The organism is Bacillus sp. FMQ74, from assembly GCF_001875785.1.
GTDB lineage: Bacteria > Bacillota > Bacilli > Bacillales > Bacillaceae > Bacillus > Bacillus stercoris.
Genome location: NZ_MOEO01000004.1, coordinates 1 through 23881 on the forward strand (window position 1 = coordinate 1; position 23881 = coordinate 23881).

Consider the following 23881-nt stretch of genomic DNA (forward strand, 5'->3'; position numbering starts at 1 on the left):
CACTGCCATCATCTATTAATATAAGTTCTATATTTTCTTTAAATCCAATCGATTGGTTAATGACACTCTCTATTGAGTCCCTTAAATAATTCTCAGAATTATATATCGGCATTATGATAGAAAACATGTTATTACCTCTTTATTTAGAAGTTACAAGATCGTTTCAATTACTCTTTTAGAAGCCTTGCCATCTTCTAAATTGCAAAATTCTTTATAAAAATGCTCATAATTATCATCAATATGAGGATTATGTAGCAATTCCTTTACCGTCTTTATAAGTTCATCACTTGTTTGTACCAAGTTCCCTGGCGTTTTTTGCTGAAAGTTAAAGTAAAATCCTCTAATGGAGTCTCGATAAGCCGGGAGATCATATACAAAAAAGACAATGGGTTTTTTTAAATTCATATAATCAAAAAAGACAGAGGAATAATCCGTAATTAATAAATCACTAATTAAATATAGATCACGAATATCTTTATATAAAGAAACGTCTTTAACGAATTCTTTATATTTCCCTAAATTAAATTTTTCTGATACTAGATAATGCATTCTAAGAAGGATGACCGCAGAATCCCCTAGTTCTTTCTTCATTTCCTCTAAATCAAATTGAAGTTTAAATTTATATTGGCCAACTTTCTTAAATTCATTGTCCCTCCAAGTTGGTGCATATAAAATTATTTTTTTATCTTCACTAATTCCTAACTCTTGTTTTACCCTATTAATTAATGATTCTTTATTTGGTGAATATAGAATGTCATTTCGCGGATAACCTGTTTCTAAAATTTGTTTATTAAATTGAAACGCCCGTTTAAAGATTTCAGTTGAATAAGCATTAGGTGAAATCAAATAATCCCATTTGCTAGCTTCCTGCAGAAAATTCTGTTTATACTTTTCAGTTGTGGTTCCTGGCATGTGCACTTCATCCATGTCATTGGCAAGCTTTTTTAATGGAGTGCCGTGCCACGTCTGTACATACAATGTGTTTTTAGGTTTTGGAATCCATAAAGGCAGCCGGCTGTTTGTAATCCAATATTTCGCTGTAGCCATGTACCAAATCCACTTAAGAGAAAATCTTTTTATATATGCAGCATCAACACCATCTAATGCCGACAAATATCGTTTATCAATGCTCCATATCATCTTATAATCATATTGATCTTTATTTTCCTGTAAGTATTCATAGATTGCTCGTGGATTGCAGCTAAACTGTTTTCCTGAGTAGCTTTCAAATAAAATTAATTTATTGTTTCTTGGCAGAAGAGCAAAAATCTTAAAAAGAAGTGAATAGGACCTAACTAATAAACTTCTGCATTTTTGTAAAATAAAAGATTTCATCATGAACTCCTTAAAGAGTAAAAAATTTATATTTGCGCAAACAAGAAAAAAAGAAGCAACTGAATTACTTCAAGCCTCTTTAAGTTGGTGCTTCTATAAACTAGCCATGTCTTTTTTGATTTGGGTAGTTGAAATGCCTTCTGTTCTTGGAAGGTAAATGACCTCACAATATTCCTTTAAGAAGTCAAATTCTCCTTTCCAATCATCGCCGATGACAAATGTATCTATATCATACTTTTGAATATCTGAGATTTTTTGTTCCCAGTTTTTTTCAGGGATCACTTCATTCACAAAATCAATTGTTTCCAGAATGAATTTTCGATGTTCATAGGAATGATGCGATTTTTTTTGTTTTTGAAGATTAAATTCATCTGTTGATAATCCTACGATTAAGTAATCACCCAGATTCTTCGCTCTTTCCAGCAGCTTCATGTGTCCATAATGAAATAAATCAAATGTTCCGTACGTTATCACTTTCTTCATCAGATAACATCACCTTCCAACCGTTTTCAACTGAGAGTACCAGAAAAAAACCAAAAACCTTAACAGACTGTTTATAATTTCGACACATTTTTTACGTACCATTAATATTGAACAATAATAGCATAAGTTCCTATAAAAGTTAAGGCTCTTTAAAAATGTCAATCACCAGCATTTTTTGGTATCATCGTTGTATTGATGTATATTTTTTACAGGTCTAATGCCTCATTCTTACCCATTATAACAAGTTTTCTTTTTCGAAAAAATCGAATCTTTTGTCGTGTTTTTAAGTGAAACGATTTTCTTTCTGCTGCGTCATTTATTCTGTACGCCCTCCTCATATTAATTCATCGTCAAAACGTGAAGGAATTGTAATGTGAATGTTAAAAGTTCCTAAAGATTTTTGTGGTAAGATAGAGTAAAATGTTTTCAGGCAAAGAGTCTTTAATCAAACTATACGAATGACACGTGTTTTTTATAGACATATAGATGAAAAGGAGGGTTGATACGATGCAAACGAAACCCATTAATCAATTAGATTTTGTAGACAGTGAACTGACTTCATTTGTATCACATTTAGAAACGTCATATTTGGATCAGAACAAAGGTGCGTTCATCGTAACAGCGAATCCTGAAATCGGATTTGAAGCGATGCAGAATCCGCGTTATGAAGCGGTTCTTTCGTCTGCTGATTTTATTTTGCCGGATGGCATTGGTGTTGTATTGGTTTCCAAAATGATTGGAAAACCTCTTCAATCCAGAATCGCCGGTTATGATTTGTTTACGTCTCTGCTTGAGAAAGCCGATCAAAAGAAAAAACGGGTTTTCTTTTACGGTGCGGCTAAGCATGTGATTGCGGAAACAATTGAGCGAGTTAAACGTGATTTTCCCGGGATTGAAATTGCCGGATACTCTGACGGCTATGTGAAAGATCAGCGTGAGGTGGCAGACAAGATTGCGGCTGCAAATCCTGATATTGTATTTGTCGCGTTAGGTTATCCTAATCAGGAGTTCTTTATCCATAAATACCGACATTTATTCCCTCAGGCTGTTGCTGTGGGGCTTGGCGGAAGCTTTGATGTGTTCAGCGGCAATGTGAAAAGAGCGCCCTCATTTTTTATCCGTTTTCACCTTGAGTGGATGTACAGGCTGATCACAAACCCTTCACGCTGGAGAAGAATGCTGAGCATTCCTAAGTATGTTACAGCCGTGCTGAAACATGAACGAGCTTCAGCAAAGCCGCAATATACAGGACAGGTCAAGGATCAATCACGCCATCTGTAATCGGCCTTAAAGGAGCTATGGTATGTAATGAAATGTATGAATCTTTCGCTACGCCTACGGACAATCTGTGACAGCCATTTTGAGCTGATGACAGAATGAAATCCTGGTTTGCATTTTTTTATTATGTGTTCGTTAAAGTCATTGGCACATTGCTGTTTTGGGTCAAACCGGGAAGCCAAGTGACCCTTCTCGTTTCCTTTCCTGATAATGCCCGTTCAATATTAAAGGAATATCAGAAGGGACACTATTCCTTTCCCATTCATGTGCTGCTTACCCAGCATGCCAAATCGCTGGAAAAGGAATTTCCTTCGCTTACTGTTTCAGTTATTAACGAAAAACACCCGCTTCATATATGTAAAGCGGTCTTTTCTATGCTGAGCAGTAAATCGGTGATTGTTGATAATTATTTTGTTTTGACGACCGTTCTTACCAGCAGGTCTGATATCGAGTGTATCCAAGTGTGGCATGCGAACGGAGCGTTTAAGCGATTTGGGTTAAAGGATATCAACACACAGAACCGGTCACGGGCTGACGTAAGACGCTTTCGAAAAGTGTATGCTTCATTTGATCGGATTGTCGTCGGTTCTGAACATATGGCTGACATATTCAAGGAATTTTTCGACATAAAAGGTGATAAATTTCTTAGGTTTGGTGTGCCTTTAACCGATGCTTACTATGAGGCGCGGGAAAACAGCAATGACCTTAAAAGCAAATATCATCTGCCGGCAGATAAAAAAATCATTTTGTACGCGCCGACCTTTAGGGACGACCGGTTCGAAAGCTTTTCGCTGCCGTTTTCAGAAAAACACTTGCAGCAAGATTTAAAAGGAGAATATTTACTTGCAGTAAAACTGCATCCTGTTATGAAGCAATCTGCTGAATTACCTGAGGATAGTGCGTGGATAAAAGATGTTTCAGATCTCCCTCTTGCAGACCTTTTAAAAATGAGCGATCTGTTAATATCAGATTATTCTTCTGTCCCTTTTGAATTTGCGCTGCTGGACAAACCCATTTTGTTTTATACGTATGATATGGAGGCTTACAACAGAACCCGCGGTTTAATTCAGCATTATACTGAGGTGATACCCGGGGTGCCTTGCCATGATTCAGGAATGCTCTTGGACCAGCTGAAAGATATGGACAAGCTCCAATCTGAAGTGGAGCGCTTTTCACGCGAGTGGAATCTGTACTCGAGAGGGAATGCCAGTAAGCAGCTTTTAAGCTATGTACATGAGAAATCAAGCTGATCTTTATATATAATAGAGATCGGTATTGCAAATAATATGAAAACCCTTTATAAAACATTATGAGTTGTAGTAAGGAAGGAGTCATTTTATGATTTATGCTGAGATTTTAGCCGGTGGAAAAGGTTCCCGCATGGGGAACGTCAATATGCCAAAACAGTTTTTGCCGTTAAATAAACGCCCAATTATCATTCATACGGTTGAAAAGTTTTTATTAAATGACCGTTTCGATAAGATTTTAATCGTTTCACCTAAAGAGTGGATTAACCATACAAAAGACATTTTAAAGAAATTCATCGGGCAGGATGATCGCCTGATTGTCGTTGAAGGCGGCAGCGACCGTAATGAATCCATTATGAGCGGCATCCGCTATATTGAAAAAGAATTCGGCATACAAGAAGATGACGTGATCATCACTCACGACTCTGTGCGTCCGTTTCTGACTCATCGCATTATCGACGAAAACATTGATGCTGTTCTTCAATACGGCGCGGTCGATACTGTTATCTCAGCCATTGATACAATTATTGCTTCAGAAGACCAGGAATTTATTTCTGATATTCCTGTCCGAGATAACATGTATCAGGGGCAAACACCGCAAAGCTTCCGGATCAGCAAATTGGTCGAGCTTTATAATAAACTGTCCGATGAACAAAAAGCTGTCCTGACTGACGCTTGCAAGATCTGTTCGTTAGCAGGTGAAAAAGTGAAGCTGGTCCGCGGTGAAGTCTTTAATATTAAAGTAACGACACCATATGACTTAAAAGTGGCTAATGCCATTTTACAGGAGCGAATTTCACAATGATTAATCAAACGTATCGTTTAGTTTCTGCCCGACAATTTGAAGTGACGTATAAAGATAAAGTTGTCCATTCAGATAAGGTCGTCGTCCGTCCTACCCATTTATCGATCTGTGCTGCCGACCAGCGGTATTATACTGGCTCACGGGGCAAAGAAGCAATGGATAAAAAACTGCCGATGGCTCTGATTCATGAAGGAATCGGGAAAGTCATGTTTGATCCGACAGGCACATTTAAAGTCGGAACACGGGTTGTTATGGTTCCGAATACACCAGTTGAAGAGCATGAAGTCATTGCGGAGAATTACCTGCGTTCCAGCAGATTCCGTTCAAGCGGCTATGATGGATTTATGCAGGATTACATGTTCATGGCCCCGGATCGGCTCGTTGAACTTCCGGACAGCATTAATCCGCATGTCGCAGCCTTTACTGAGCTTATTACGATTGCAGTTCACGCGCTTTCCCGCTTTGAGCGAATGGCACACAAGAAGCGCGACACATTCGGTGTCTGGGGAGACGGGAATCTCGGATTTATCATGACGCTTCTCCTGAAGAAGAAATATCCGGACAGCAAAGTGTTTATCTTCGGAAAAACACCTTACAAGCTTGATCATTTTTCTTTTGTTGATGCAGCTTATCAAATTAACGACATTCCTGAGGATGTCAGAATCGATCATGCCTTTGAATGTGTGGGCGGTCGCGGCAGTGAAAGCGCAATTGAACAGATCATTGCCCATGTCCATCCTGAAGCGTGTGTAGCGCTCCTAGGCGTGTCTGAATACCCTGTTGAAATAGAAACAAGAATGGTGCTTGAAAAAGGGATTACGCTGATCGGCAGCAGCCGCAGCGGACGCGAGGATTTTGCCCGTACTGTAGACTTTTTAGCTCAATACCCTGAAGTCGTTGATTATTTAGAAACATTAGTTGGCGGACGCTTCCCGGTACGCAGTATTGAGGAAATTACAAACGCGTTTGAAGCAGATTTGACTTCATCTTGGGGAAAAACTGTTATTGAATGGGAAATTTAAACAGTGAAAACATTCCTTACGCGAATTGTAAAAGGAGTATTCGGCACTGCTTATAAACTATTGAGCGCTTTATTACCAGTACAGCACAACAAAATTGTCATAGCTTCCTATCGTGAGGATCATTTAAGTGATAATTTTAAAGGTGTCTATGAAAAGCTGAAGCAAGATCCGTCTCTTCGCATCACCCTGCTGTTCCGGAAGATGGATAAGGGGCTGATCGGACGAGCTTCATATTTGCTTCATCTTTTCAGCTCGTTATATCACCTTGCAACATGCCGCGTGCTTTTGTTGGATGATTATTATTTTCCTTTGTATGTAGTGCCAAAACGAAAGGAAACTGTTTCCATCCAGCTTTGGCATGCTTGCGGCGCGTTTAAAAAATTCGGCTACAGTATTGTGAACAAGCCGTTCGGCCCTTCTTCTGATTATTTGAAGATTGTTCCTGTGCATTCTAACTATGATTATGCCATTGTCAGTGCACCCGCTGCCGTGCCGCATTTTGCCGAAGCCTTTCAAATGGAGCAAAAGCAGATTTTGCCGCTCGGCATTCCAAGGACGGATTATTTTTATCATAAGGAACATATTCACACTGTACTGGATAAGTTTCATCAGGCTTATCCGGAATTTAAGCATAAAAAAAAGCTTTTGTATGCTCCTACTTTTCGAGGCAGCGGACATCATCAAGAGGGTGACGCTATACCGCTTGATCTGCTACAATTAAAATCGGCGCTAAACCATAAAGATTATGTCGTGATCCTCCATCTTCATCCGTATATGCGCAAGCATGCGCACACGGAAGAGGATGATTTTGTGCTGGATTTAACTGATTCGTACTCTTTGTACGATTTAATGGCAATCTCTGATGGGCTGATAACGGATTATTCTTCAGTTATTTTCGAATACAGCCTGCTGAAACGTCCGATGTATTTTTACTGCCCGGATTTAGAAGACTACTTGGAAGAACGTGATTTCTACTATCCATTTGAATCATTTGTACCCGGGCCGATCTCGAAAGACGTTCCATCGCTTGTACATGATATCGAGAGTGATCATGAGGCTGATACGAAACGAATTGAAGATTTTTCACAGACATTTATCACCCATCAGGACGGCAAATCTTCAGAGCGGGTGGCCGATTTTATTTCATCATTTTTAACATCTGGTGCCGATTAGGAGAAAGTGAGGTACAAAGTGAAGCTGGCAAGAAAGATTAAGAACAGACTTTTCAGATCAAAAAAGAAAACGCAAAAAGAAAATGCAGCTGTCATTGTCCATCCAGCTGATAATAGGGTTTTTTCTCTTTTTGATAAAACGAAGCGAATTGAAGAAAACCAGCAAGTCCCTGTCCGAAAGATTTCTGAGTTTTCTTGGAATGGGTCAATTCTAAAAATTGCGGGTTATATGTATATCAAGGGCCTGCCGCTTCAAAAAGAGGATCAGGTTCGAAAACGTTTATTATTGGTAAGTAACGGTGTTTTATTTACAGCTGTTTCACTGCGGGATGTTCCGGTAGATAAGCTGTCAATTGATACTTCAAATGTGCCTGGAGCCTATAAGTGGGCAGGATTTTCACAGCAGATTAACTTTTCTAAGCTGATGAATGACAAGCCTCTTCCGCAGGGCGAGTATAAGCTGTTTCTCGAAATTGAAGCTGTAGATGACCAAAATGTAAAACATCAGGAAGTGCATACAGTTGGAAACGTCAGCAATTTCCTTTCTAATGATGTGTATGCTACAAAAATGGAATTTCATTCTGCTAAAAAGCTGATGAAGTTCAATTTGATCGTTAATTATGATGAGGGCGAAAAGACGATTAATTTGTCTTGCAACAAACTGCAGGAAATTGATCCGAGCCTTTTGGAGCTGGATACTGGAAAAGAGGCAAACCGATTTTTGCGCAAGCTGAATACAAGCTTGTTCCATTTTGCATACGATGTGTTCCGACTGCTCCCAATTAAGTCTAATAAAATTGTCTTTGCTTCTGACAGCCGGCTTGATATGACAGGAAACTTCGAATTTGTTTATGAAGAACTGCTGAAACGTGAAGAAAACTTTGATTTCAAATTTTTCTTAAAGAGCAGCATCCGAGATAGAAAAAGCCTGTCTGAACTGATGTCTATGGCTTATCATTTTGCGACAAGCAAAATCATTTTTATAGACGATTTTTATCCGATTATTTATCCGTTAAAAATCCGTAAAAATGCAGACCTTGTCCAGCTGTGGCATGCTGTCGGCGCCTTTAAGACATTCGGCTACAGCCGAATCGGGCTGCCAGGAGGACCGTCGCCGCATTCGAAAAACCATAGAAACTACACGAAGGTTATTGTCAGTTCTGAAAATATACGGAAGCACTACGCAGAGGGCTTTGGCGTAGACATTGAGAACGTAATTGCTACGGGCGTACCGCGAACAGACTTTTTCTTTGATGAAGCGAAGAAGGCGTTTGTAAAAGAACGTCTTTATACGGAATATCCGTTTCTTAAGGACAAAAAGGTCATTCTTTTTGCACCTACCTTCCGCGGAAATGGTCAGCAATCAGCCCATTATCCTTTTGAAGTGCTTGATTTTGACCGTCTGTATCGTGAGTTAAAGGATGAATATATCTTCTTGTTCAAAATTCATCCATTCGTACGGAACGATGCCAATATTCCTTATCAGTACAGCGATTTCTTTTATGATTTTTCTTCGTTTAGGGAAATTAACGAGCTATTGCTCGTAACAGATGTTCTGATAACGGATTACTCTTCTGTTTGCTTTGAGTATGCTTTATTAAATAAACCAATGATCTTCTTTAGCTATGATGTAGATGATTATATTCGCAAACGTGATTTCTATTACGATTACTTTGACTTTATTCCCGGTCCGCTTGCGAAAACCTCTGAGCAAATGATTTCGATCATTAAAGAAGAGAAGTATAACTTTGAACAAATTGATTCATTTGTTCATTATTTCTTCGATGATCTTGATGGAAAAGCAAGTGAGCGTGTCGTTGATCAAATTGTTTTCCCTCAGGAAGAAGAGCCATCAGACAATAAAGTCATTAAGAGATAAACCAAAAACACCTTTTGCAGCCGCAAAAGGTGTTTTTTTTTATTGATATTCCGGAACATCAAAGTAAAGTGTGTAACCGTCCAGCAATGAATACAGGCTGTACATGCGGTTTACTTGTTTGTATGCCCAGCCGATGTCTGTTGCGTATTGGTGTGCCGCTGTAGCTGACCATCTCATTTTGTACAGTGTGTCCTGATTGTAGGCTGTGTTGTGAATATACGATGAGCCTATGAATTTGGCTCCGCCGATAATGGCCGCTTCTGGTGTGAACCAGCCTTGCTCGTACGCGTATTTAGCGCCGTAGTAATTCGGGTTGCTGTCGTACGCGCCAATTCCGTACATGTTATATACGGTTTTTCCGTTATAGGTTAAGCCATTGGCTAAATCAGATGTTCCGTTCCCTGTTTCAAGGAGAGCGTGTGAGATTAAATACAGCTCGTTGATGCCGTATTTATTAGCGGCATCGATAAATGCCTTTGCTTGTCCTGTCAGGATGCCTTTGCCTATAAGCACTTTCTGATTGACTTCAGTAGCGTTTAGCCCGGCTGTCTGTGACAGCTTGAGAAATTGGAAGTAGTATTTGCTGTCTCTAGAAAAGTTATTCGGGTCCACGTATTGAACCACTTCATCACTGCTTGCGTTTCGCCAGCCTAAATTAATTTTGGCCCAGCCGTTTGTTTGCCCGATGATTTTTACCTTATCGCCTTTTTTAAATTGGCCGATCACGTTCGTCGGGCTGACTTCCGGCGTTGACCTGATATTTAGTGCATCAGCCGTAACGGTTGATGTTGCTGTATTAATGTACGTGAGCGAGACGTAAGCCGCTCCGTCTGTTTGCGGACTTACTGTCATTTGTTTTTGGACCATATCACGAAGCGAGAGATTGTAATTTGTTTTCATGATTTGCGGGCCGTTTTTGACTTTCACGATAGATGATGCCCATCCGTATAATTGTTTTAGCTTCGATGATGCCGCAGCAGCTGTATCATTGCCTGTGAACTGTTCGTTTACGCTGATTTTATAAAGCGTATTGCTTTTCGTTGTGTAGCTCGGAGTTAAACCTTTTGATTTAAGATAGGTTAACCCATTGTTCAATGCAGTTTTGCTGCTGAGCTGGGCTGTCACGATTTTGTATTGTGTATATGCCGTTTCACTTGTTTTTGCTGTTGTGCCGGCGGTATTGTTTTGTTTAAAAAATGCTAAAACGCGGTCAATGTCTTCTTGACTGATGATGGCTTCAGTTGTGATTTGATAGCTGCTTGCTGCCGACTGGCCGGTTTTCTGGCTTGCTGCTGATATATGATTCGATTTAAAAAACGTGAGTGCCTGATTGACTTTTGTTTGATCAAGCAGAGATTCAGTTGTGATTTTGAATGTGTCAGCTATTTGTTTTTTGACGGATTTCGCAGAAGCACTCAGCTGGTTTTGCTTTAATAGGTTCAATCCCTTTGTGACTTTTGATTGATCTGATGTTTCTTCTGAGATGAGCTGATATTGATTTTCTGCTGTTGTTCCAGCTGCTGTTTTTGTGGCTTTTACTTTTTTCTGAGCAAAGAAGGCTGCTGCTTTGTTTGCTTGCTGCTCGCCTAACATCTTTGCCGTCGTGATTTGGTAAGCCGCAGAAGTTGTTGTTTTTTTGGCGCTGGATGACGTATAATGCCATTTTTTCTTTTTAAAGAAAGTATCTACTTTTTGGAGCTGCTGTTTTGTTATCCCCTTCATATTCACGGTATATGATGTGCTTTTTCCAACCTGTTGGTAACTGCCGGATACGCCGGTGTTTTTCTTGATCTGGCTGATGGCATCCTTTACTGTATTCAGGCCTTTGAAATAAGCTGATTGGACATTGTATGACTCAACGGTTGTTTTTTGATTGATTGACTTGTAGCTGCCTGTGATGCCAGTGCTCTGTTTCAGCTGCTGTAATAGCGTCTTGGCATTCGCTTCACCTGAAATGGCGGCAGTTGTGAACGTATAATAGGCTTGTCCTTTCACCGTTTCCTTTAATGATGCCTGCAGCCCCGATTCCTTTTGAAAGGCGCTTTTGATCTGCGCTGCTCTGCTGTCTCCCACGATTGTGCCTGACTGGATGGTTGTGACAGACACAGAGTGTGTGATGGGCTGATACGAGCTTTTAATCCCCGTTTGCTTAGCCAGGCTCTGGATAAGCGCCTTGACTTTTGTCTCATCAGCAATGTCTGATGTCATGACATTCATATAGGGCTGAGCTGCTCCGTACGCTTTTACAGCGCCAGCCACTCCCGTCTCCTGCTTCAGCTTTGCTAGGATTGTGTTGGCCTGTTTTTCTCCGGAAATGGCACCTGACGAGATGGTGACATATGGCTGTTTGCTTCCGACAGGACTTGACGTTCCGGTAATCGATGTCTGTTTGGTGAGTCCGCTCAGTATTGATTTCGCTTCTGATTCGCTATGAATGCCTGAAGCGGAAATTTGGTAGGCCGTTGTTGTGCCTGAAGCCTGATAGGATGCATCCCAGCCAGTATCTTTTTTCAGTTTGGCGACAGCTTGTGAGGCTTGGCTTTCTGTACTGAACGTATTCGACGGCTCTACCTTATATATGGAGTAGTCGGTATACGCGGCGGCCTGGGCGGAACCAGACATGGCAAAAAAGGCAAGAGACGCGGCGGATAGAAGCATAGGTGCGATTAATCTCTTTTTCATTCCTTCTCCTCTTTCTTCTTCTATGAGTATATAAAACTAGTTTATTTATCGGCACGCGCATGCTTCATTTATAGGTGAATCACTTCCATTTTCTAATAAAAAAACTTAATCTCGAAGTGAGATTAAGTTTAAATATGAGATACGATAAGTGTACAAGTTCCTTTCATAGTAAAATCGGGCATTTGAGCCGGCAAAATAAAGTGATCGCCTTTTTTGAGCGGACATGTTTCGCCCTCATACATCAGCAAACCGCTTCCTTCTGTCACGCTGCAAATCAGAAAGGATTCATCCTGAGCCATTTCCGCTTCGCCATTGATGTCCCATTTATATACCGAAAAATATTCCCCTTGAACAAACGTTTTAATGGTTATTCCTTTACTTGATTCGGTCGATTCATCTATATACCCATCCACATGGGGAACTGTGGCGGCATTAACCGCTTTGGCAAAATGAAGCTCTCTAGGATTCCCGTTGCTATCAAGACGGTCGTAATCGTACACCCGGTATGTGGCATCTGAATTTTGCTGAGTCTCTAAAACAAGTGCCCCCTTGCACAATGCGTGCAGCGTTCCGCTTGGCACATAATAGAAATCACCCGGTTTAATTTTGATTCTTCGCAGCAGGCCCTCCCAGTCACCGCTGTTGATCATTGTGACAAGTTCGGTTTTTGAGCGGGCCGTATGACCGTAAATGATTTCCGCGTTTTCCTTACAGTCGATAATGTACCAGCATTCCGTCTTGCCGAGTTCACCCTCCTCGTATTCTCCGGCATAGTAATCATCAGGGTGAACTTTAATTGACGTATCTTCCTTCACATCCAGCAGCTTTGTCAGAAGCGGAAACCGATCCCCCTCTACTCCGCCGAATAGTTCACGGTGCTCTTCCCAAAGCTCGATCAATGTCTTTCCTTTATACGGGCCATTCGCAACAGTGCTCGGTCCTTTTGGATGAGCGGAAATGGCCCAGCATTCTCCCGTTGATTCTGAAGGAATACCGTATCCAAATCTATCTCGTAAAGCGGTTCCGCCCCAGACTTTTTCTTTAAACACAGGCGTTAGAAAAATTGGTGATTGCGTCATGATCCGTACCCCTCCCCTGTAAATAACCTGATCATCTTTTTCCCGGTGCGCTCCCCTTACAAACGCCCATATGCCTGTCTGCTTTTCGATGACAACATATGTACAAAGCATTATGTATCAATGACCCCTTTTGAGAAAACGCTTCCTTTTTATTATATCACTTTCAAAAGAAGGTTTGTTTCAGCCTTTTCCTTATGAAGAATAATTCTCCTCTTTTGATACAAATTAAGAAAAACCGTCAATATGTTTTATAAAGGGGAGAGAAATTATGCAAATCGACTCTGATCTCCAGCACAATATAGAAACATTGAAAAAAAAGTTGGGGCAAAATGACGATATCATATTTTATACGTTTTCTTTCGGAGACAGCAGACAGAAGGCGTGCCTGCTGTATATTGACGGTTTGACAGAAAACAAACTTCTGGCGCAATACGTCATTTCTCCATTACAAAAAGAAGCGCCAGCCAAAAAAGAAGGCCTGATTGAAGATTTATCCGCTTTTTTTTTCGGCTATCGCCACAGTGTTGTTTCCTCGATAAACGAAATTCAGCAGCTCGTTTTTTCGGGCCAAGCGATTTTGCTCGCAGACGGTTACGACGGAGGGTTGGCATTTGATACAAAAACGATAATGACGCGCAACCTTGAAGAGCCTACATCTGAAGTCTTGGAACGCGGCCCAAAGGTTGGTTTTATTGAAAAACTGCGGACAAACACGGCGCTTTTGCGGGAGCGGTCTAGTGATCCTAATCTAGTCATTAAAGAAATGACCATCGGCAAAAGGACGAAAAAAAAGGTAGCTGTCGTTTATATTCAGGATATTGCTCCTGATTATGTCGTAAAAGAAGTGTTTAATCGGCTAAAATCTGTCATGACAGATGATGTGCCAGAATCAGGCTCACTTGAACAGCTGATTGAGGATGAACCTTTTTCGGTTTTTCCCACAATATTAAGCACAGAACGTCCTGATCGTGTAGAAAGCTCGTTGTTAGAAGGACGGGTTTCGATTTTAGTAGATGGTACGCCATTTGCATTGATTGTACCAGCAACGGTTGATGAATTTATTCATTCACCGGATGATTACAACCAGCGCTGGATTCCAATGTCTCTTATTCGTTTGATTCGCTATACGAGCATTCTGATTACCATCTATTTGCCTGGCCTGTATATTTCTCTGGTTTCTTTTCACACCGGGCTTTTGCCGACGAGAATGGCCATTTCGATTGCAGGCAGCAGGCTGAATGTACCTTTCCCGCCTTTTGTTGAAGCCTTTAATATGATATTCACGATAGAACTGATCAGGGAAGCCGGGTTAAGGCTCCCAAAGCCGATCGGACAGACGATTGGGTTTGTCGGAGGGGTTGTTATCGGACAAGTAGCCGTACAAGGCCAAATCGTCAGCGCACTAATGGTCATTGTTGTATCCATTACCGCATTGGCATCCTTTACCGTTCCATCATACGCTTATAACTTCCCGCTGCGGATTATTCGTATCGCGGCAATGATAAGTGCATCAGTGTTGGGCATGTATGGCGTCATCATGGTCTTTCTGTTAGTAATTGGCCATTTAATGCGTTTGAAAAGCTTTGGCCAGGATTACATTATTCCGATAATGGCACAGCCCGGACAAGACTTGAAAGACACAATTATTCGCGTTCCCACCCTATTTTTAAAAAGAAGACCTACCCGCAAAGGCACAAAAGATAAAATCAGACAAAGGTGATGGCTATGAGGCAATCAGAGGACAAGCTTACATTTATGCAGACACTTATTATGGTAAGCAGTACAATGATCGGTTCCGGTGTCTTAACCCTTCCCCGCTCAGCCGCTGAAACCGATAGTCCGATTGGATGGATCATGATCCTACTGCAGGGCGTTATTTTTATTATTTTTGCCCTGCTTTTTTTGCCTTTTCTTCAACGAAACAGTGAGAAAACGATTTTTGAGCTCAACAGCATTGCAGCGGGAAAATTGATCGGTTTCTTATTGAATTTATTTATTACCCTTTATTTTATCGGTATCGTATGCTATCAGACGCGGGTTTTGGGCGAGGTTGTCGGATTTTTTCTTTTGAAAAACACACCGATGGCGGTTGTTGTGATTACTTTTCTGGGGGTTGCCATTTATCATGTGGCTGGGGGCGTATACCCCATTGCGAAGGTATATGCATATATCTTTCCTATCACCATTATTATTTTTCTCATGCTTTTGATGTTTAGCTTTCGTTTGTTTCAATTAGATTTTATCCGGCCCGTTTTTGAGGGCGGCTTTCAAAGTTTTTTTCTTTATTTCCTAAAACTCTTTTATATTTTTCAGGATTTGAAGTCATATTTTATCTCGTACCCTTTATGAAGGATCCGAAGCAAGTAAAAAAAGCTGTCGCCTTTGGCATTACAACTTCGGCTGTTTTCTATAGTATTACTTTGTTTATGGTCATTGGCTGTATGAGTGTGGCTGAGGCAAAAACAGTGACGTGGCCGACCATTTCACTCATTCACGCATTAGAAATTCCAGGGATTTTTATTGAACGATTTGACCTGTTTTTACAGTTAACTTGGACAGCGCAGCAATTTACATGTATGCTTGGCTCCTTTAAAGGGGCGCATATTGGATTAACAGATATCCTTCACTTAAAAAATAAAAACAATCCATGGCTGCTTATTGCATTGCTGGCTGTTACATTTTTTCTTTCAATGTTTCCTGAAGATCTTAATGACGTGTTTTATTACGGTACACTTCTCGGTTATGTATTTCTAGTTGTGATTGCAATACCCTTTTTCATCTGGTTCTTAAGCTGGATACAGAAAAAACTGGGGAGGGGTCAGCTGCAATGAAGACAATGATGAAGCTTGCAGCAATGGTTCTGATGCTGCAGATGCTCTGCGGATGCTGGGATGTCAAAGATATTGAAAAACTGTCTTTTGCCAGAGGACTTGCGATCGATGAAACGGATGACCATCAGTATAAATTAACGTATCAAAACCTTCTTCCCCAAAGTGAAGACAGCCAATCAGCCGGAAAACCTGAATTTGTCAATGTGACGTCCTACGGGAAAACCATTTTAGAAGCAGTCAGTGATGTATCCATCAAGGACCCTCCTATCTATAGCGATCATTTAAAAGTCATTCTTTTGGGAGAAAAGCTAATGAGGAATCAAAACATTGATCAGGTCTTCAACCATTTCATACGGGATGATGAGCTGCGGCGCAGCAGCTATTTGATGGCTGCCAGAGGGAAAGCCGGAGATGTTTTTACGAAAGGAAGTCCGGAGCAGCAGCAGCCGATGCCTTCCGAAAAGCTGATTGAACTGACCAATAACAGCGGGTATAACGGGAAGATTATGATGCCGCTTCGTATCGGCAGAGCCTCCATCTATTGCCAAAATGGCTACAGTTTTCTCATCCAAGCCGTTAAAAACCAAAAGGGAAAAGCGAAGTATGATGGGGCAGGCATTATCAAGCGGCAGCAATAAACTTGTCGGATTTCTTTCAGCTGATGAACTTCAGACACTGACATGGGTTATGGGGACGATACGAGGCGGTGTTATGCCGACAACAGATAAAGGACATCCGATTACGTTTGAGATTAGAAAGTCGAAATCTAAAATTAAGGCGGCCATTGAAAATGGAAAGCCTGTCTTTCAGGTGTCTGTCAACACAAGGGGGATCCTGACAGAAGACCAAAATCCGAACGAAAATTCCTTTCATAAAAACTATTTGCACAGGCTTGAGAACATTTTTGAGAAAAAGCTTGAACGCGATGTAAAGCAGGTAATGGATAAACTGCAGCATGAGTATAAAATCGATCCAATCTTTTTATCTGATTACATCCGGATTCGCTACCCTGAATACTGGAATAACGTGAAAGGACATTGGGATGAAATATTTTCTGAGGCAGATTTCAAATATGATATTTCTTTCAAAATCATTAACTTCGGCACAGTCGGGAAGTAAACACTGAAAAAGGGTGCGATGATTACCACCCTTTTTTTATGTTCCGACAGTCTGCTGTTTTCCAGCAGACCCTCCCTGTCCGTTTTTATCCCGTAAATCCTGTTCAATTTCTTCAAGGCTTTTTCCCTTTGTCTCTGTCACTTTAAATCGGACAAATAAGAAGGCCATGATACCGATTGCGGCATAAATCAGGAATAAATAACTAATTCCGATCGCCTCCATTAACATTGGATAGGTTAGTGAAACAATAAGTGTCCCAACGTGCAGCATTAAGGTCGAAACACCAGTCCCGATTCCTCTGACGTGAAGCGGGAACAATTCAGGAAGCATCACCCAGACAACCGGGCCCCAGCTGACCGCAAAGACAACGATAAACACACCTAAACAAATGACGGTCGTCCATGAGGCAGCCGGAGTGTTATCGAAAAAGAGATTTACTAAAGCGAGAACGATCAAGCTGATTACCATCCCCGCATTCCCGAATAGCAATAACGGCTTTCTTCCGATCTTGTCGATGATTTTAATCGCTACTAATGTCATGAGAACATTGACTGTGCCGATTCCGACCGTTCCTAAAATTGAAGCGGAGTTTCCGAATCCGACGTTTGTAAAGGTTTTTGGCGCATAGTAAATGATCGTATTCGTTCCGATAAATTGCTGCAAAAATGCCAATCCCAAACCGGCAATCAGGGCTGGGCGCACCCATGGATCGAACAGCTCCTTCAGGCCGCCTTCATCCTGCTTTTCCGCTTCTTTTATATCATGTATTTCCTGGTCAATATCTGTTGTGCCACGCAACTTTTCAAGAATTTTCTTCGCTTTGTTTTCTTCGCCATTCGTGAACAGCCACCGCGGGCTCTCCGGCATAAACAAAATGCCAATGAGCAGGAGCAATGACGGCACAGCAGCCAATCCAAGCATCCAGCGCCACGCTTCAGCATCGGCAAATATGTAATTGACAATATAAGAAAGAAGGATGCCGACCGTGATCATCAGCTGATTCAGTGATGACAGCGCCCCACGCTTATGCTTTGGCGCCAGTTCAGATAAATAAAGCGGCACGATTGTTGTCGATGTTCCGACTGCGAGTCCCAAAATGATGCGAAACAGCACCATGACTCCCGTATTTGGGGCCAGTGCCACACCAAGACCGCCTATACAAAACAACAGCGCGGCCGCCATAATTGCTTTTTTTCTTCCGAAACGGTCAGTCAGCTTGCCGGCCGCTCCGGAGCCTAATATCGCTCCAACCAGTAAGGAGCTGACAACAAGACCTTCTGTAAACGCATTCAATCCTAGCTCCTTTTTCATAAATAAAATAGCTCCGGAAATCACTCCGGTATCATAGCCATATAACGCGCCTCCAAGAGCTCCGAAAAAATAAAGCCATATATTTGACTGCTTTTTCATAAAAATGACTCCCTTTCTCCATCAGCTGCAATGACATTGTCTGTGGGATTTTTTTAGAAATCTTTTAGCCTCTTTTTCCGGTCATTAAACCTTTTAATTTTGTTGATCATAAGTTTTCCAATCATTTACTTGTATTTTTTTCAATGTCACCGAAACATTTTGCCTGTTGCAGCGTCCAATATAAGGTGATTCAGCACATCATCGTTATCAATTTTCAAAAACAAGAAATTATAAATATAGGAATATTTATCGAAAAATGTCTTTCGAGGAGTTGCCCCATGGCAAAATGAATGGTACGCTTCAAATATTAAAGAAACGTGAGGTATTGATATATGGAAGAACGATCACAGCGCAGAAAGAAAAAGAGAAAACTGAGAAAATGGGTGAAAGTCGTTGCCGGTTTAATGGCTTTCTTAGTCATTGCGGCAGGCTCTGTCGGCGCCTATGCTTTTGTAAAGCTGAACAATGCTTCTAAAGAAGCGCACGTCAGCCTGGCACGCGGAGAACAATCAGTAAAACGGATTAAAGAATTTGATCCTGGAAAGGATTCTTTTTCTGTATTGCTCTTAGGGATTGATGCCAGAGAGAAAAACGGCGAGACCGTCGACCAGGCAAGAAGTGACGCGAATGTGCTGGTTACATTTAATCGGAAAGAAAAAACAGCTAAAATGCTGAGCATTCCGCGTGACGCCTATGTAAACATCCCAGGCCACGGGTATGATAAATTCACACATGCTCACGCCTACGGCGGCGTTGACCTGACTGTGAAAACAGTTGAAGAAATGCTGGATATTCCTGTGGATTATGTCGTAGAAAGCAATTTCACGGCTTTTGAAGACGTCGTAAACGAATTAAATGGCGTCAAAGTAACAGTAAAAAGCGATAAGGTCATTCAGCAAATCAAAAAAGATACAAAAGGTAAAGTCGTTCTTCAAAAAGGAACACATACGCTTGATGGGGAAGAAGCGCTCGCTTACGTAAGAACACGTAAAGCAGACAGTGACCTTTTACGCGGGCAAAGACAAATGGAAGTGCTGAGCGCTATTATAGATAAATCAAAATCATTGAGCTCAATTCCGGCATACGATGATATTGTGGATACGATGGGGCAAAATTTAAAAATGAACTTATCTCTTAAAGATGCCATCGGCCTGTTCCCGTTCATCACTTCATTGAAATCAGTTGAATCTATTCAGCTGACAGGTTATGATTATGAACCTGCTGGGGTCTATTATTTAAAATTGAATCAGCAAAAGCTGCAGGAAGTTAAAAAAGAGCTGCAAAATGATTTAGGTGTATAATGAATGGGATGGCGATTATGCCATCCCGTTTTACATATTTCCTTGTTGAAAATTTTCAAAGTAACGTTTAGCCTTGGTTTATATGGATTATGTTTCGCAGACAAGCTGAACATACTACACGAAGCAGCTTCATTTTTAAGGAGGTTCCCCCTACATATGAAATGTATTGCGATTGATTTAGACGGAACATTATTGAATAAAGAAAGCGTCATTTCTGCGGAAAACAGAGCGGCGATCAAGCGGGCCGTTGATGCCGGCATCCTCGTCACCATTTGCACGGGAAGAGCAACATTTGATGTAAAAGCGCTGCTGGATGACTTGGACATCCCTATCATTGCGGCTAATGGCGGCACGATACACGACACGGGTTACCGTTTGATCAGCCGGACATTAATGGATCAGGAAGCCGGCAAAGCGATTGCTGATTACTTACTGTCAAAAAACATTTACTTTGAGGTATATACAGATGACCATCTGCTTTCTCCTTTTGACGGCGAAGCTAAGCTGCACGCGGAGCTAGACATTCTAAAGAGCGCAAATCCAAACGAGCAGACAGATGAATTGTGGCAAGGAGCCATGACTCAATTCAAGCAGTTTGGCATTAAACCAATCCCTCATATCGAATCTGTTTTTGAGGGCGGTGAAAACATTTATAAGCTTCTTTGCTTCTCCTTTGATATGGATAAGCTGAAACAAGCGAAGGAAGAGCTGAAGCATCATAAAAAACTGGCGCAAACCTCTTCCGGAAAACATATTATCGAAATCCTGCCGGCCTCTTCAGGAAAAGGACGCGCGTTAACAAAGCTGGCTGACATATACGGAATTGAAACACAGGATATCTATGCGATCGGCGACAGTCCGAACGATTTGTCCATGTTTGAAGTCGCCGGACACCGTATCGCCATGGAAAATGCGATTGATGAATTAAAAGAAAAAAGCACCTTTGTCACAAAAAGCAATGACGAAAATGGTGTGGCCTACTTTATAGACCAGCTGCTTTCCGGCCAATATGCATAAAGAAAAGACTCCAGAGATTCTGGAGTCTTTGTCTTTTATTGCACCCGTATACTTCCTGCATATTTATCCTTCCAATACGTGCTCGTGTTCATATTGGTGATGGTCACGCCGTTTGATAATGTGACATGAACAACTTGTCCGTTTCCGATATAGATGGCGGGATTTAAGCTTGCTGATTGGAAGAACACAATGTCTCCCGGCTTCAGGTCCGCCTTCTCAATCTTAGTGCCTGCTGTGTACTGGCTTGGTGCGTATCGAGGCAGGGAAATACCGGCTGCTTTCTGGTATACATATTGGACAAATCCAGCTGTATCAAATCCTGTCTCTGGAGACACTCCGCCCTGTTTGTAAGGCACTTCTCCGACATAAAGCGTAGCTTCGGATACAATCGGATTTTCTTTCGGGATTGTCAGATTGTCAAATCGGCGAATGCCCGTCATCTTCGATTTCCAGTAATCCTCTGATAAATAGGAAATGGTTACTTTTTCTGATCGGCTTGCCTGGATAAACCTGCCCGCACCTGCATAAATGCCTGCATGTGAAATTCCTGTTTTATACGTATTGCTGAAATAGACGACATCACCTGGCTTTATGTTCTGAGGGGCTACCTTCTCGCCCACTGCCCACTGCTGTTCGGCTGATCGCGGCAGATAAATGCCAAGTGCCTGTTGAAACACATATTGCACAAGCCCCGAGCAATCAAAGCCCTCTGACGGCGTGCTACCGCCAAACACATATGGAACACCGATATATTTTTCGGCCTCCTGAACGACAGGAACATCAGCCGTTGCCGGATCGGCAGCGATTCGTCTCGCCCCGATATAAGACCCGCTCCAATAGCTGCTTTTTTGGTAATTGGTGATGATAACCCCTTTTGACTGTGTACTGTGAATCATTTGGCCGTCTCCGATATAGAGAGCGTCGTGTGTCGGAATAGTGCCGTCGCTTCCCTCTTTCTTGAAAAACAAAATATCGCCCGGCTTCAGGTCTTCCGGTTTTACAGCTGTTCCGATTTTATACTGGTCGTTTACAGATCTCGGCAGATGAATATCAGCCTTACTGAAAATATATTGTATCAATCCTGAAGGGTCGAAACCCTCTTTCGGCGATTCACCGCCGTATTTATACTGATAACCAAGCAGGCTTTTTGCTTCGCTGATGATCAATTCAGATGATGTATCAGCCTCCGCAATCTCCGCTTTTGTCATAATGGGAACCAAAAAACAAATGATAACCGCCACAAGCAAAAACTTCTTCCAGTTTGCTAGTGAGTTCACTTTTAGTATCTCCTCCTCTTTTTGCAGTTTTAACATCGGTATTTTTTTGAATATGTTAAGTAACATTTTGAAATTTTTACAGAATGAATATGCTGGGCAAATAAAAAGAGAGTGTCTCATCAGACACTCTCTTTTTTGACTTATTTATTGGCGTTTGCCGTTTCTTCCTGCTGTTGGATTTTATGCATCTCCGTATCAATCTTCTGTTTTTCCTGATCTGTCAGCTGATCATTAAATTTAAAAGCTGACATAAACATGAACACGATGGCTACGGCAACAAACGGCCAGATGGCTTTGACAAATTTCATCTTTATCACTCCGATTATTTAGATTTTAGTTTGTCACTATGATCAATATCAAACGTCAGTTTTCCGTCTTCTACTTTCCAAGCGAAATTAGAGTCTTTCGTCAGTTCGCGAATAATTGTTTTCTGTTTAAGGCTGTCTTTTTTCACAGGTGCAGGTGTCGCTTCATGGATGTCGATCGGTGTCACTTCAAAGCGGCCTGTTCCATTTTTCTTCAGGTGATACTGAACAAGTGCACTGTCTCTCGTTCTCGTCCAACCCTGGTCAAAGACAAAGTTTCCGAGGCTGTAGAAAATGACGGTTCCGTTATATACTTCAATCGGTTCTAAGACGTGCGGGTGATGGCCGACAATGATGTCAGCTCCCGCATCGGACATGGCTCTTGCAAGCTGGCGCTGGCGGTCGTTTGGATCATTATCATACTCTTGGCCCCAGTGTGACTGCACAACGACGATGTCCGCATATTTTTTTGCTTCTGAAATCATAGGGATGAAGATTTCAGGATCTGCGGGCAGCACGCCAGGTGTATTCTTTTTAGCTGCGAAGCCTTTCCCGGAAACATCGGTAAAGCCAAGCGTCGCAATCGTTACTCCATTGACTTTCTGGTACGAAATTTTCTTTTTCGCATCACTTAAGCTGTACCCAGCTCCAACGATATCAAGGTTTTGCTTCGCAAATTCTCCAAGGGTATCTTTCATGCCCTGAACGCCGTAATCCATGGCGTGGTTGTTTGCGCTGTTAAGAACCGTGAAATTCATATCCTTCAATACTTTCACCGATTCTTTATTCGTCTGCAGATGAATCTCTTTATCTGCTTGTTTATAATTCTTTTGATAGGTTACCGGGTTTTCAAAGTTTCCAGTTACATAATCCGAGGATTTAAAGATCGGTTCAACATATTGAAAAATACTGTCTGCCCCTTTTTGCTCCGTTACTTTTTCAACATAGCGGCCCATCATAATATCACCGACAAATGAGGCGGAGAGTACGTCGTCGGAATACGTTTTGACCTTCGGTGTTTCTGCTTGTCCCGCCCACATGAAAGCGAACATGAGGACAAAAACGATCGGAATGGCAATAAATACGTGCTTATTGGTTTTCTTTTTTTGCTGTTTTGTCAGCTTTAGCAGCTTTTCATGAAAGCTCAGTTCTTTTTTCATCGTTTGACACACCTTACATTAAATTAAGTAGTAAACAAACATGATAGCAAAGGTCGCTCCGCTCAATAGCAGCGTGCTTCCGAACGTAATGGTTAAACCTTGTTTCTGAATGGTATTGGCAATTAAACCGGGCACGATGATGCCGATTCCTCGAAATTCTGCGATTTCAAATGGTACAATCGGGTATAGAAAATCAAATGCGATTTTCAGTACGATCCCTGTTATCAGCATGGCAGCGAATTTTCTGCGTCCGTACAAAATCATAAATTTGGATAAACCGTATTTCACAATGACATACGTGAGCAAGCTCACTAGCAAAACAAGTAAAATAAAGACCGGCTGATTAAACACAAGTCCTAAATATCCCGGTACAACCAGTCCTGCCGGCACGATCCCTGTTTTTTCCGCGAAAATTAAACTGAGTAGTACACCTAAAATTAGTGCGATGTATAAATCTGATCCGAACATGTCTGCATTTC

General features: G+C 41.5%; 19 protein-coding genes and 2 pseudogenes. 11 read left to right on the forward strand and 10 right to left on the reverse strand.

Going from position 1 to position 23881, the window contains the following annotated elements; genetic code table 11:
* The 3 genes from BLL41_RS08965 to tagD form a co-directional block, all read right to left on the reverse strand.
* Positions 1–127 (reverse strand): glycosyltransferase (locus tag BLL41_RS08965; RefSeq protein WP_141770196.1); only part of this gene is annotated, 127 nt, incomplete at its 3' end.
* Positions 128–150: 23 nt separating this feature from the next.
* On the reverse strand, positions 151–1335 hold the full coding sequence (locus BLL41_RS08970; protein WP_071577580.1) for a CDP-glycerol glycerophosphotransferase family protein: 1185 nt from the start codon (positions 1333–1335) through the stop codon (positions 151–153).
* 93 nt (positions 1336–1428) lie between these two features.
* Complete coding sequence (tagD, locus tag BLL41_RS08975) at positions 1429–1818, reverse strand: glycerol-3-phosphate cytidylyltransferase (protein ID WP_014665589.1); 390 nt, start codon at positions 1816–1818, stop codon at positions 1429–1431.
* A 507-nt stretch (positions 1819–2325) separates the two neighbouring features.
* On the opposite strand from tagD, the gene BLL41_RS08980 reads away from it, so the two are divergent.
* The 6 genes from BLL41_RS08980 to BLL41_RS09005 all read left to right on the forward strand — a co-directional run bounded on the left by BLL41_RS08980 (position 2326) and on the right by BLL41_RS09005 (position 9221).
* Complete coding sequence (locus tag BLL41_RS08980; protein ID WP_071577581.1) at positions 2326–3099, forward strand: WecB/TagA/CpsF family glycosyltransferase; 774 nt, start codon at positions 2326–2328, stop codon at positions 3097–3099.
* A gap of 95 nt (positions 3100–3194) precedes the next feature.
* A complete protein-coding gene (locus tag BLL41_RS08985) occupies positions 3195–4346 on the forward strand; it encodes a CDP-glycerol glycerophosphotransferase family protein (RefSeq protein WP_071577582.1) in 1152 nt (383 codons plus the stop codon).
* Between the two features lie 88 nt (positions 4347–4434).
* A complete protein-coding gene (locus BLL41_RS08990; RefSeq protein ID WP_071577583.1) occupies positions 4435–5148 on the forward strand; it encodes an IspD/TarI family cytidylyltransferase in 714 nt (237 codons plus the stop codon).
* The gene (locus tag BLL41_RS08995; protein WP_003235523.1) at positions 5145–6170 is read left to right on the forward strand and encodes a ribitol-5-phosphate dehydrogenase; all 1026 of its coding nucleotides are present in this window, start codon (positions 5145–5147) and stop codon (positions 6168–6170) included. The genes BLL41_RS08990 and BLL41_RS08995 overlap by 4 nt, the downstream gene beginning before the upstream one ends.
* Before the next feature lie 3 nt (positions 6171–6173).
* The gene (locus tag BLL41_RS09000) at positions 6174–7343 is read left to right on the forward strand and encodes a CDP-glycerol glycerophosphotransferase family protein (protein ID WP_071577584.1); all 1170 of its coding nucleotides are present in this window, start codon (positions 6174–6176) and stop codon (positions 7341–7343) included.
* Between the two features lie 18 nt (positions 7344–7361).
* Positions 7362–9221 carry a CDP-glycerol glycerophosphotransferase family protein gene (locus BLL41_RS09005; protein ID WP_071577585.1) on the forward strand — a complete coding sequence of 620 codons (1860 nt, stop codon included), beginning with the start codon at positions 7362–7364 and terminating at the stop codon, positions 9219–9221.
* A 39-nt stretch (positions 9222–9260) separates the two neighbouring features.
* Here BLL41_RS09005 and lytD read toward each other — a convergent pair whose 3' ends face one another.
* Together lytD and manA are read right to left on the reverse strand one after the other, a co-directional pair.
* Positions 9261–11903, reverse strand: a complete 2643-nt coding sequence (gene lytD, locus BLL41_RS09010; RefSeq protein ID WP_071577586.1) for a beta-N-acetylglucosaminidase LytD — start codon at positions 11901–11903, stop codon at positions 9261–9263.
* 128 nt (positions 11904–12031) lie between these two features.
* Complete coding sequence (gene manA, locus BLL41_RS09015) at positions 12032–12982, reverse strand: mannose-6-phosphate isomerase, class I (protein ID WP_071577587.1); 951 nt, start codon at positions 12980–12982, stop codon at positions 12032–12034.
* 268 nt (positions 12983–13250) lie between these two features.
* Here manA and gerBA point away from each other — a divergent pair, with 268 nt between their 5' ends.
* From gerBA to BLL41_RS09035, 3 genes and pseudogenes are all read left to right on the forward strand, one after another.
* The gene (gene gerBA / locus BLL41_RS09025) at positions 13251–14702 is read left to right on the forward strand and encodes a spore germination protein GerBA (protein WP_071577588.1); all 1452 of its coding nucleotides are present in this window, start codon (positions 13251–13253) and stop codon (positions 14700–14702) included.
* Between the two features lie 5 nt (positions 14703–14707).
* Positions 14708–15813: pseudogene (gene gerBB / locus BLL41_RS09030) on the forward strand (spore germination protein GerBB).
* Positions 15810–16932, forward strand: a pseudogene (locus tag BLL41_RS09035) (Ger(x)C family spore germination protein). The pseudogenes gerBB and BLL41_RS09035 overlap by 4 nt, the downstream one beginning before the upstream one ends.
* 36 nt (positions 16933–16968) lie before the next feature.
* Here the strand turns inward: BLL41_RS09035 and BLL41_RS09040 are convergent.
* A complete protein-coding gene (locus BLL41_RS09040; protein WP_071577589.1) occupies positions 16969–18342 on the reverse strand; it encodes a sugar porter family MFS transporter in 1374 nt (457 codons plus the stop codon).
* A 332-nt stretch (positions 18343–18674) separates the two neighbouring features.
* Between BLL41_RS09040 and tagT the strand changes: the two genes are divergently transcribed.
* Together tagT and ywtE are read left to right on the forward strand one after the other, a co-directional pair.
* Positions 18675–19643, forward strand: a complete 969-nt coding sequence (tagT, locus tag BLL41_RS09045; RefSeq protein WP_071577590.1) for a polyisoprenyl-teichoic acid--peptidoglycan teichoic acid transferase TagT — start codon at positions 18675–18677, stop codon at positions 19641–19643.
* A gap of 156 nt (positions 19644–19799) precedes the next feature.
* Positions 19800–20660: a 5-amino-6-(5-phospho-D-ribitylamino)uracil phosphatase YwtE gene (gene ywtE / locus BLL41_RS09050; protein WP_014665605.1), complete on the forward strand. Its 861-nt coding sequence runs from the start codon at positions 19800–19802 to the stop codon at positions 20658–20660.
* 35 nt (positions 20661–20695) lie between these two features.
* Here ywtE and pgdS read toward each other — a convergent pair whose 3' ends face one another.
* The 4 genes from pgdS to pgsC all read right to left on the reverse strand — a co-directional run bounded on the left by pgdS (position 20696) and on the right by pgsC (position 23870).
* Positions 20696–21937 (reverse strand): gamma-DL-glutamyl hydrolase, encoded by a 1242-nt coding sequence (gene pgdS / locus BLL41_RS09055; RefSeq protein ID WP_083427976.1) that lies wholly within the window; start codon positions 21935–21937, stop codon positions 20696–20698.
* Positions 21938–22077: 140 nt separating this feature from the next.
* A complete protein-coding gene (gene edmS, locus BLL41_RS09060) occupies positions 22078–22245 on the reverse strand; it encodes an extrachromosomal elements maintenance protein EdmS (protein ID WP_071577591.1) in 168 nt (55 codons plus the stop codon).
* Positions 22246–22259: 14 nt separating this feature from the next.
* Positions 22260–23402 (reverse strand): capsular polyglutamate synthetase PgsA, encoded by a 1143-nt coding sequence (gene pgsA, locus BLL41_RS09065; protein ID WP_071577592.1) that lies wholly within the window; start codon positions 23400–23402, stop codon positions 22260–22262.
* 18 nt (positions 23403–23420) lie between these two features.
* Positions 23421–23870, reverse strand: coding sequence for a poly-gamma-glutamate biosynthesis protein PgsC (gene pgsC, locus BLL41_RS09070; protein WP_003227889.1), 450 nt, complete (start codon positions 23868–23870; stop codon positions 23421–23423).
* Between the last annotated feature and the right edge of the window lie 11 nt (positions 23871–23881).

Excerpts from the sequence above, each read along its gene's own strand:
- ywtE (WP_014665605.1), top strand. The coding sequence starts at position 19,800 with ATGAAATGTATTGCGATTGATTTAGACGGAACATTATTGAATAAAGAA.
- manA (WP_071577587.1), bottom strand. The coding sequence starts at position 12,982 with ATGACGCAATCACCAATTTTTCTAACGCCTGTGTTTAAAGAAAAAGTC.
- tagT (WP_071577590.1), top strand. The coding sequence starts at position 18,675 with ATGGAAGAACGATCACAGCGCAGAAAGAAAAAGAGAAAACTGAGAAAA.
- BLL41_RS08985 (WP_071577582.1), top strand. The coding sequence starts at position 3,195 with ATGAAATCCTGGTTTGCATTTTTTTATTATGTGTTCGTTAAAGTCATT.
- BLL41_RS08970 (WP_071577580.1), bottom strand. The coding sequence starts at position 1,335 with ATGAAATCTTTTATTTTACAAAAATGCAGAAGTTTATTAGTTAGGTCC.
- BLL41_RS08980 (WP_071577581.1), top strand. The coding sequence starts at position 2,326 with ATGCAAACGAAACCCATTAATCAATTAGATTTTGTAGACAGTGAACTG.
- BLL41_RS08990 (WP_071577583.1), top strand. The coding sequence starts at position 4,435 with ATGATTTATGCTGAGATTTTAGCCGGTGGAAAAGGTTCCCGCATGGGG.
- BLL41_RS09040 (WP_071577589.1), bottom strand. The coding sequence starts at position 18,342 with ATGAAAAAGCAGTCAAATATATGGCTTTATTTTTTCGGAGCTCTTGGA.
- pgsC (WP_003227889.1), bottom strand. The coding sequence starts at position 23,870 with ATGTTCGGATCAGATTTATACATCGCACTAATTTTAGGTGTACTACTC.
- tagD (WP_014665589.1), bottom strand. The coding sequence starts at position 1,818 with ATGAAGAAAGTGATAACGTACGGAACATTTGATTTATTTCATTATGGA.
- edmS (WP_071577591.1), bottom strand. The coding sequence starts at position 22,245 with ATGAAATTTGTCAAAGCCATCTGGCCGTTTGTTGCCGTAGCCATCGTG.
- pgsA (WP_071577592.1), bottom strand. The coding sequence starts at position 23,402 with ATGAAAAAAGAACTGAGCTTTCATGAAAAGCTGCTAAAGCTGACAAAA.
- lytD (WP_071577586.1), bottom strand. The coding sequence starts at position 11,903 with ATGAAAAAGAGATTAATCGCACCTATGCTTCTATCCGCCGCGTCTCTT.
- gerBA (WP_071577588.1), top strand. The coding sequence starts at position 13,251 with ATGCAAATCGACTCTGATCTCCAGCACAATATAGAAACATTGAAAAAA.
- BLL41_RS08995 (WP_003235523.1), top strand. The coding sequence starts at position 5,145 with ATGATTAATCAAACGTATCGTTTAGTTTCTGCCCGACAATTTGAAGTG.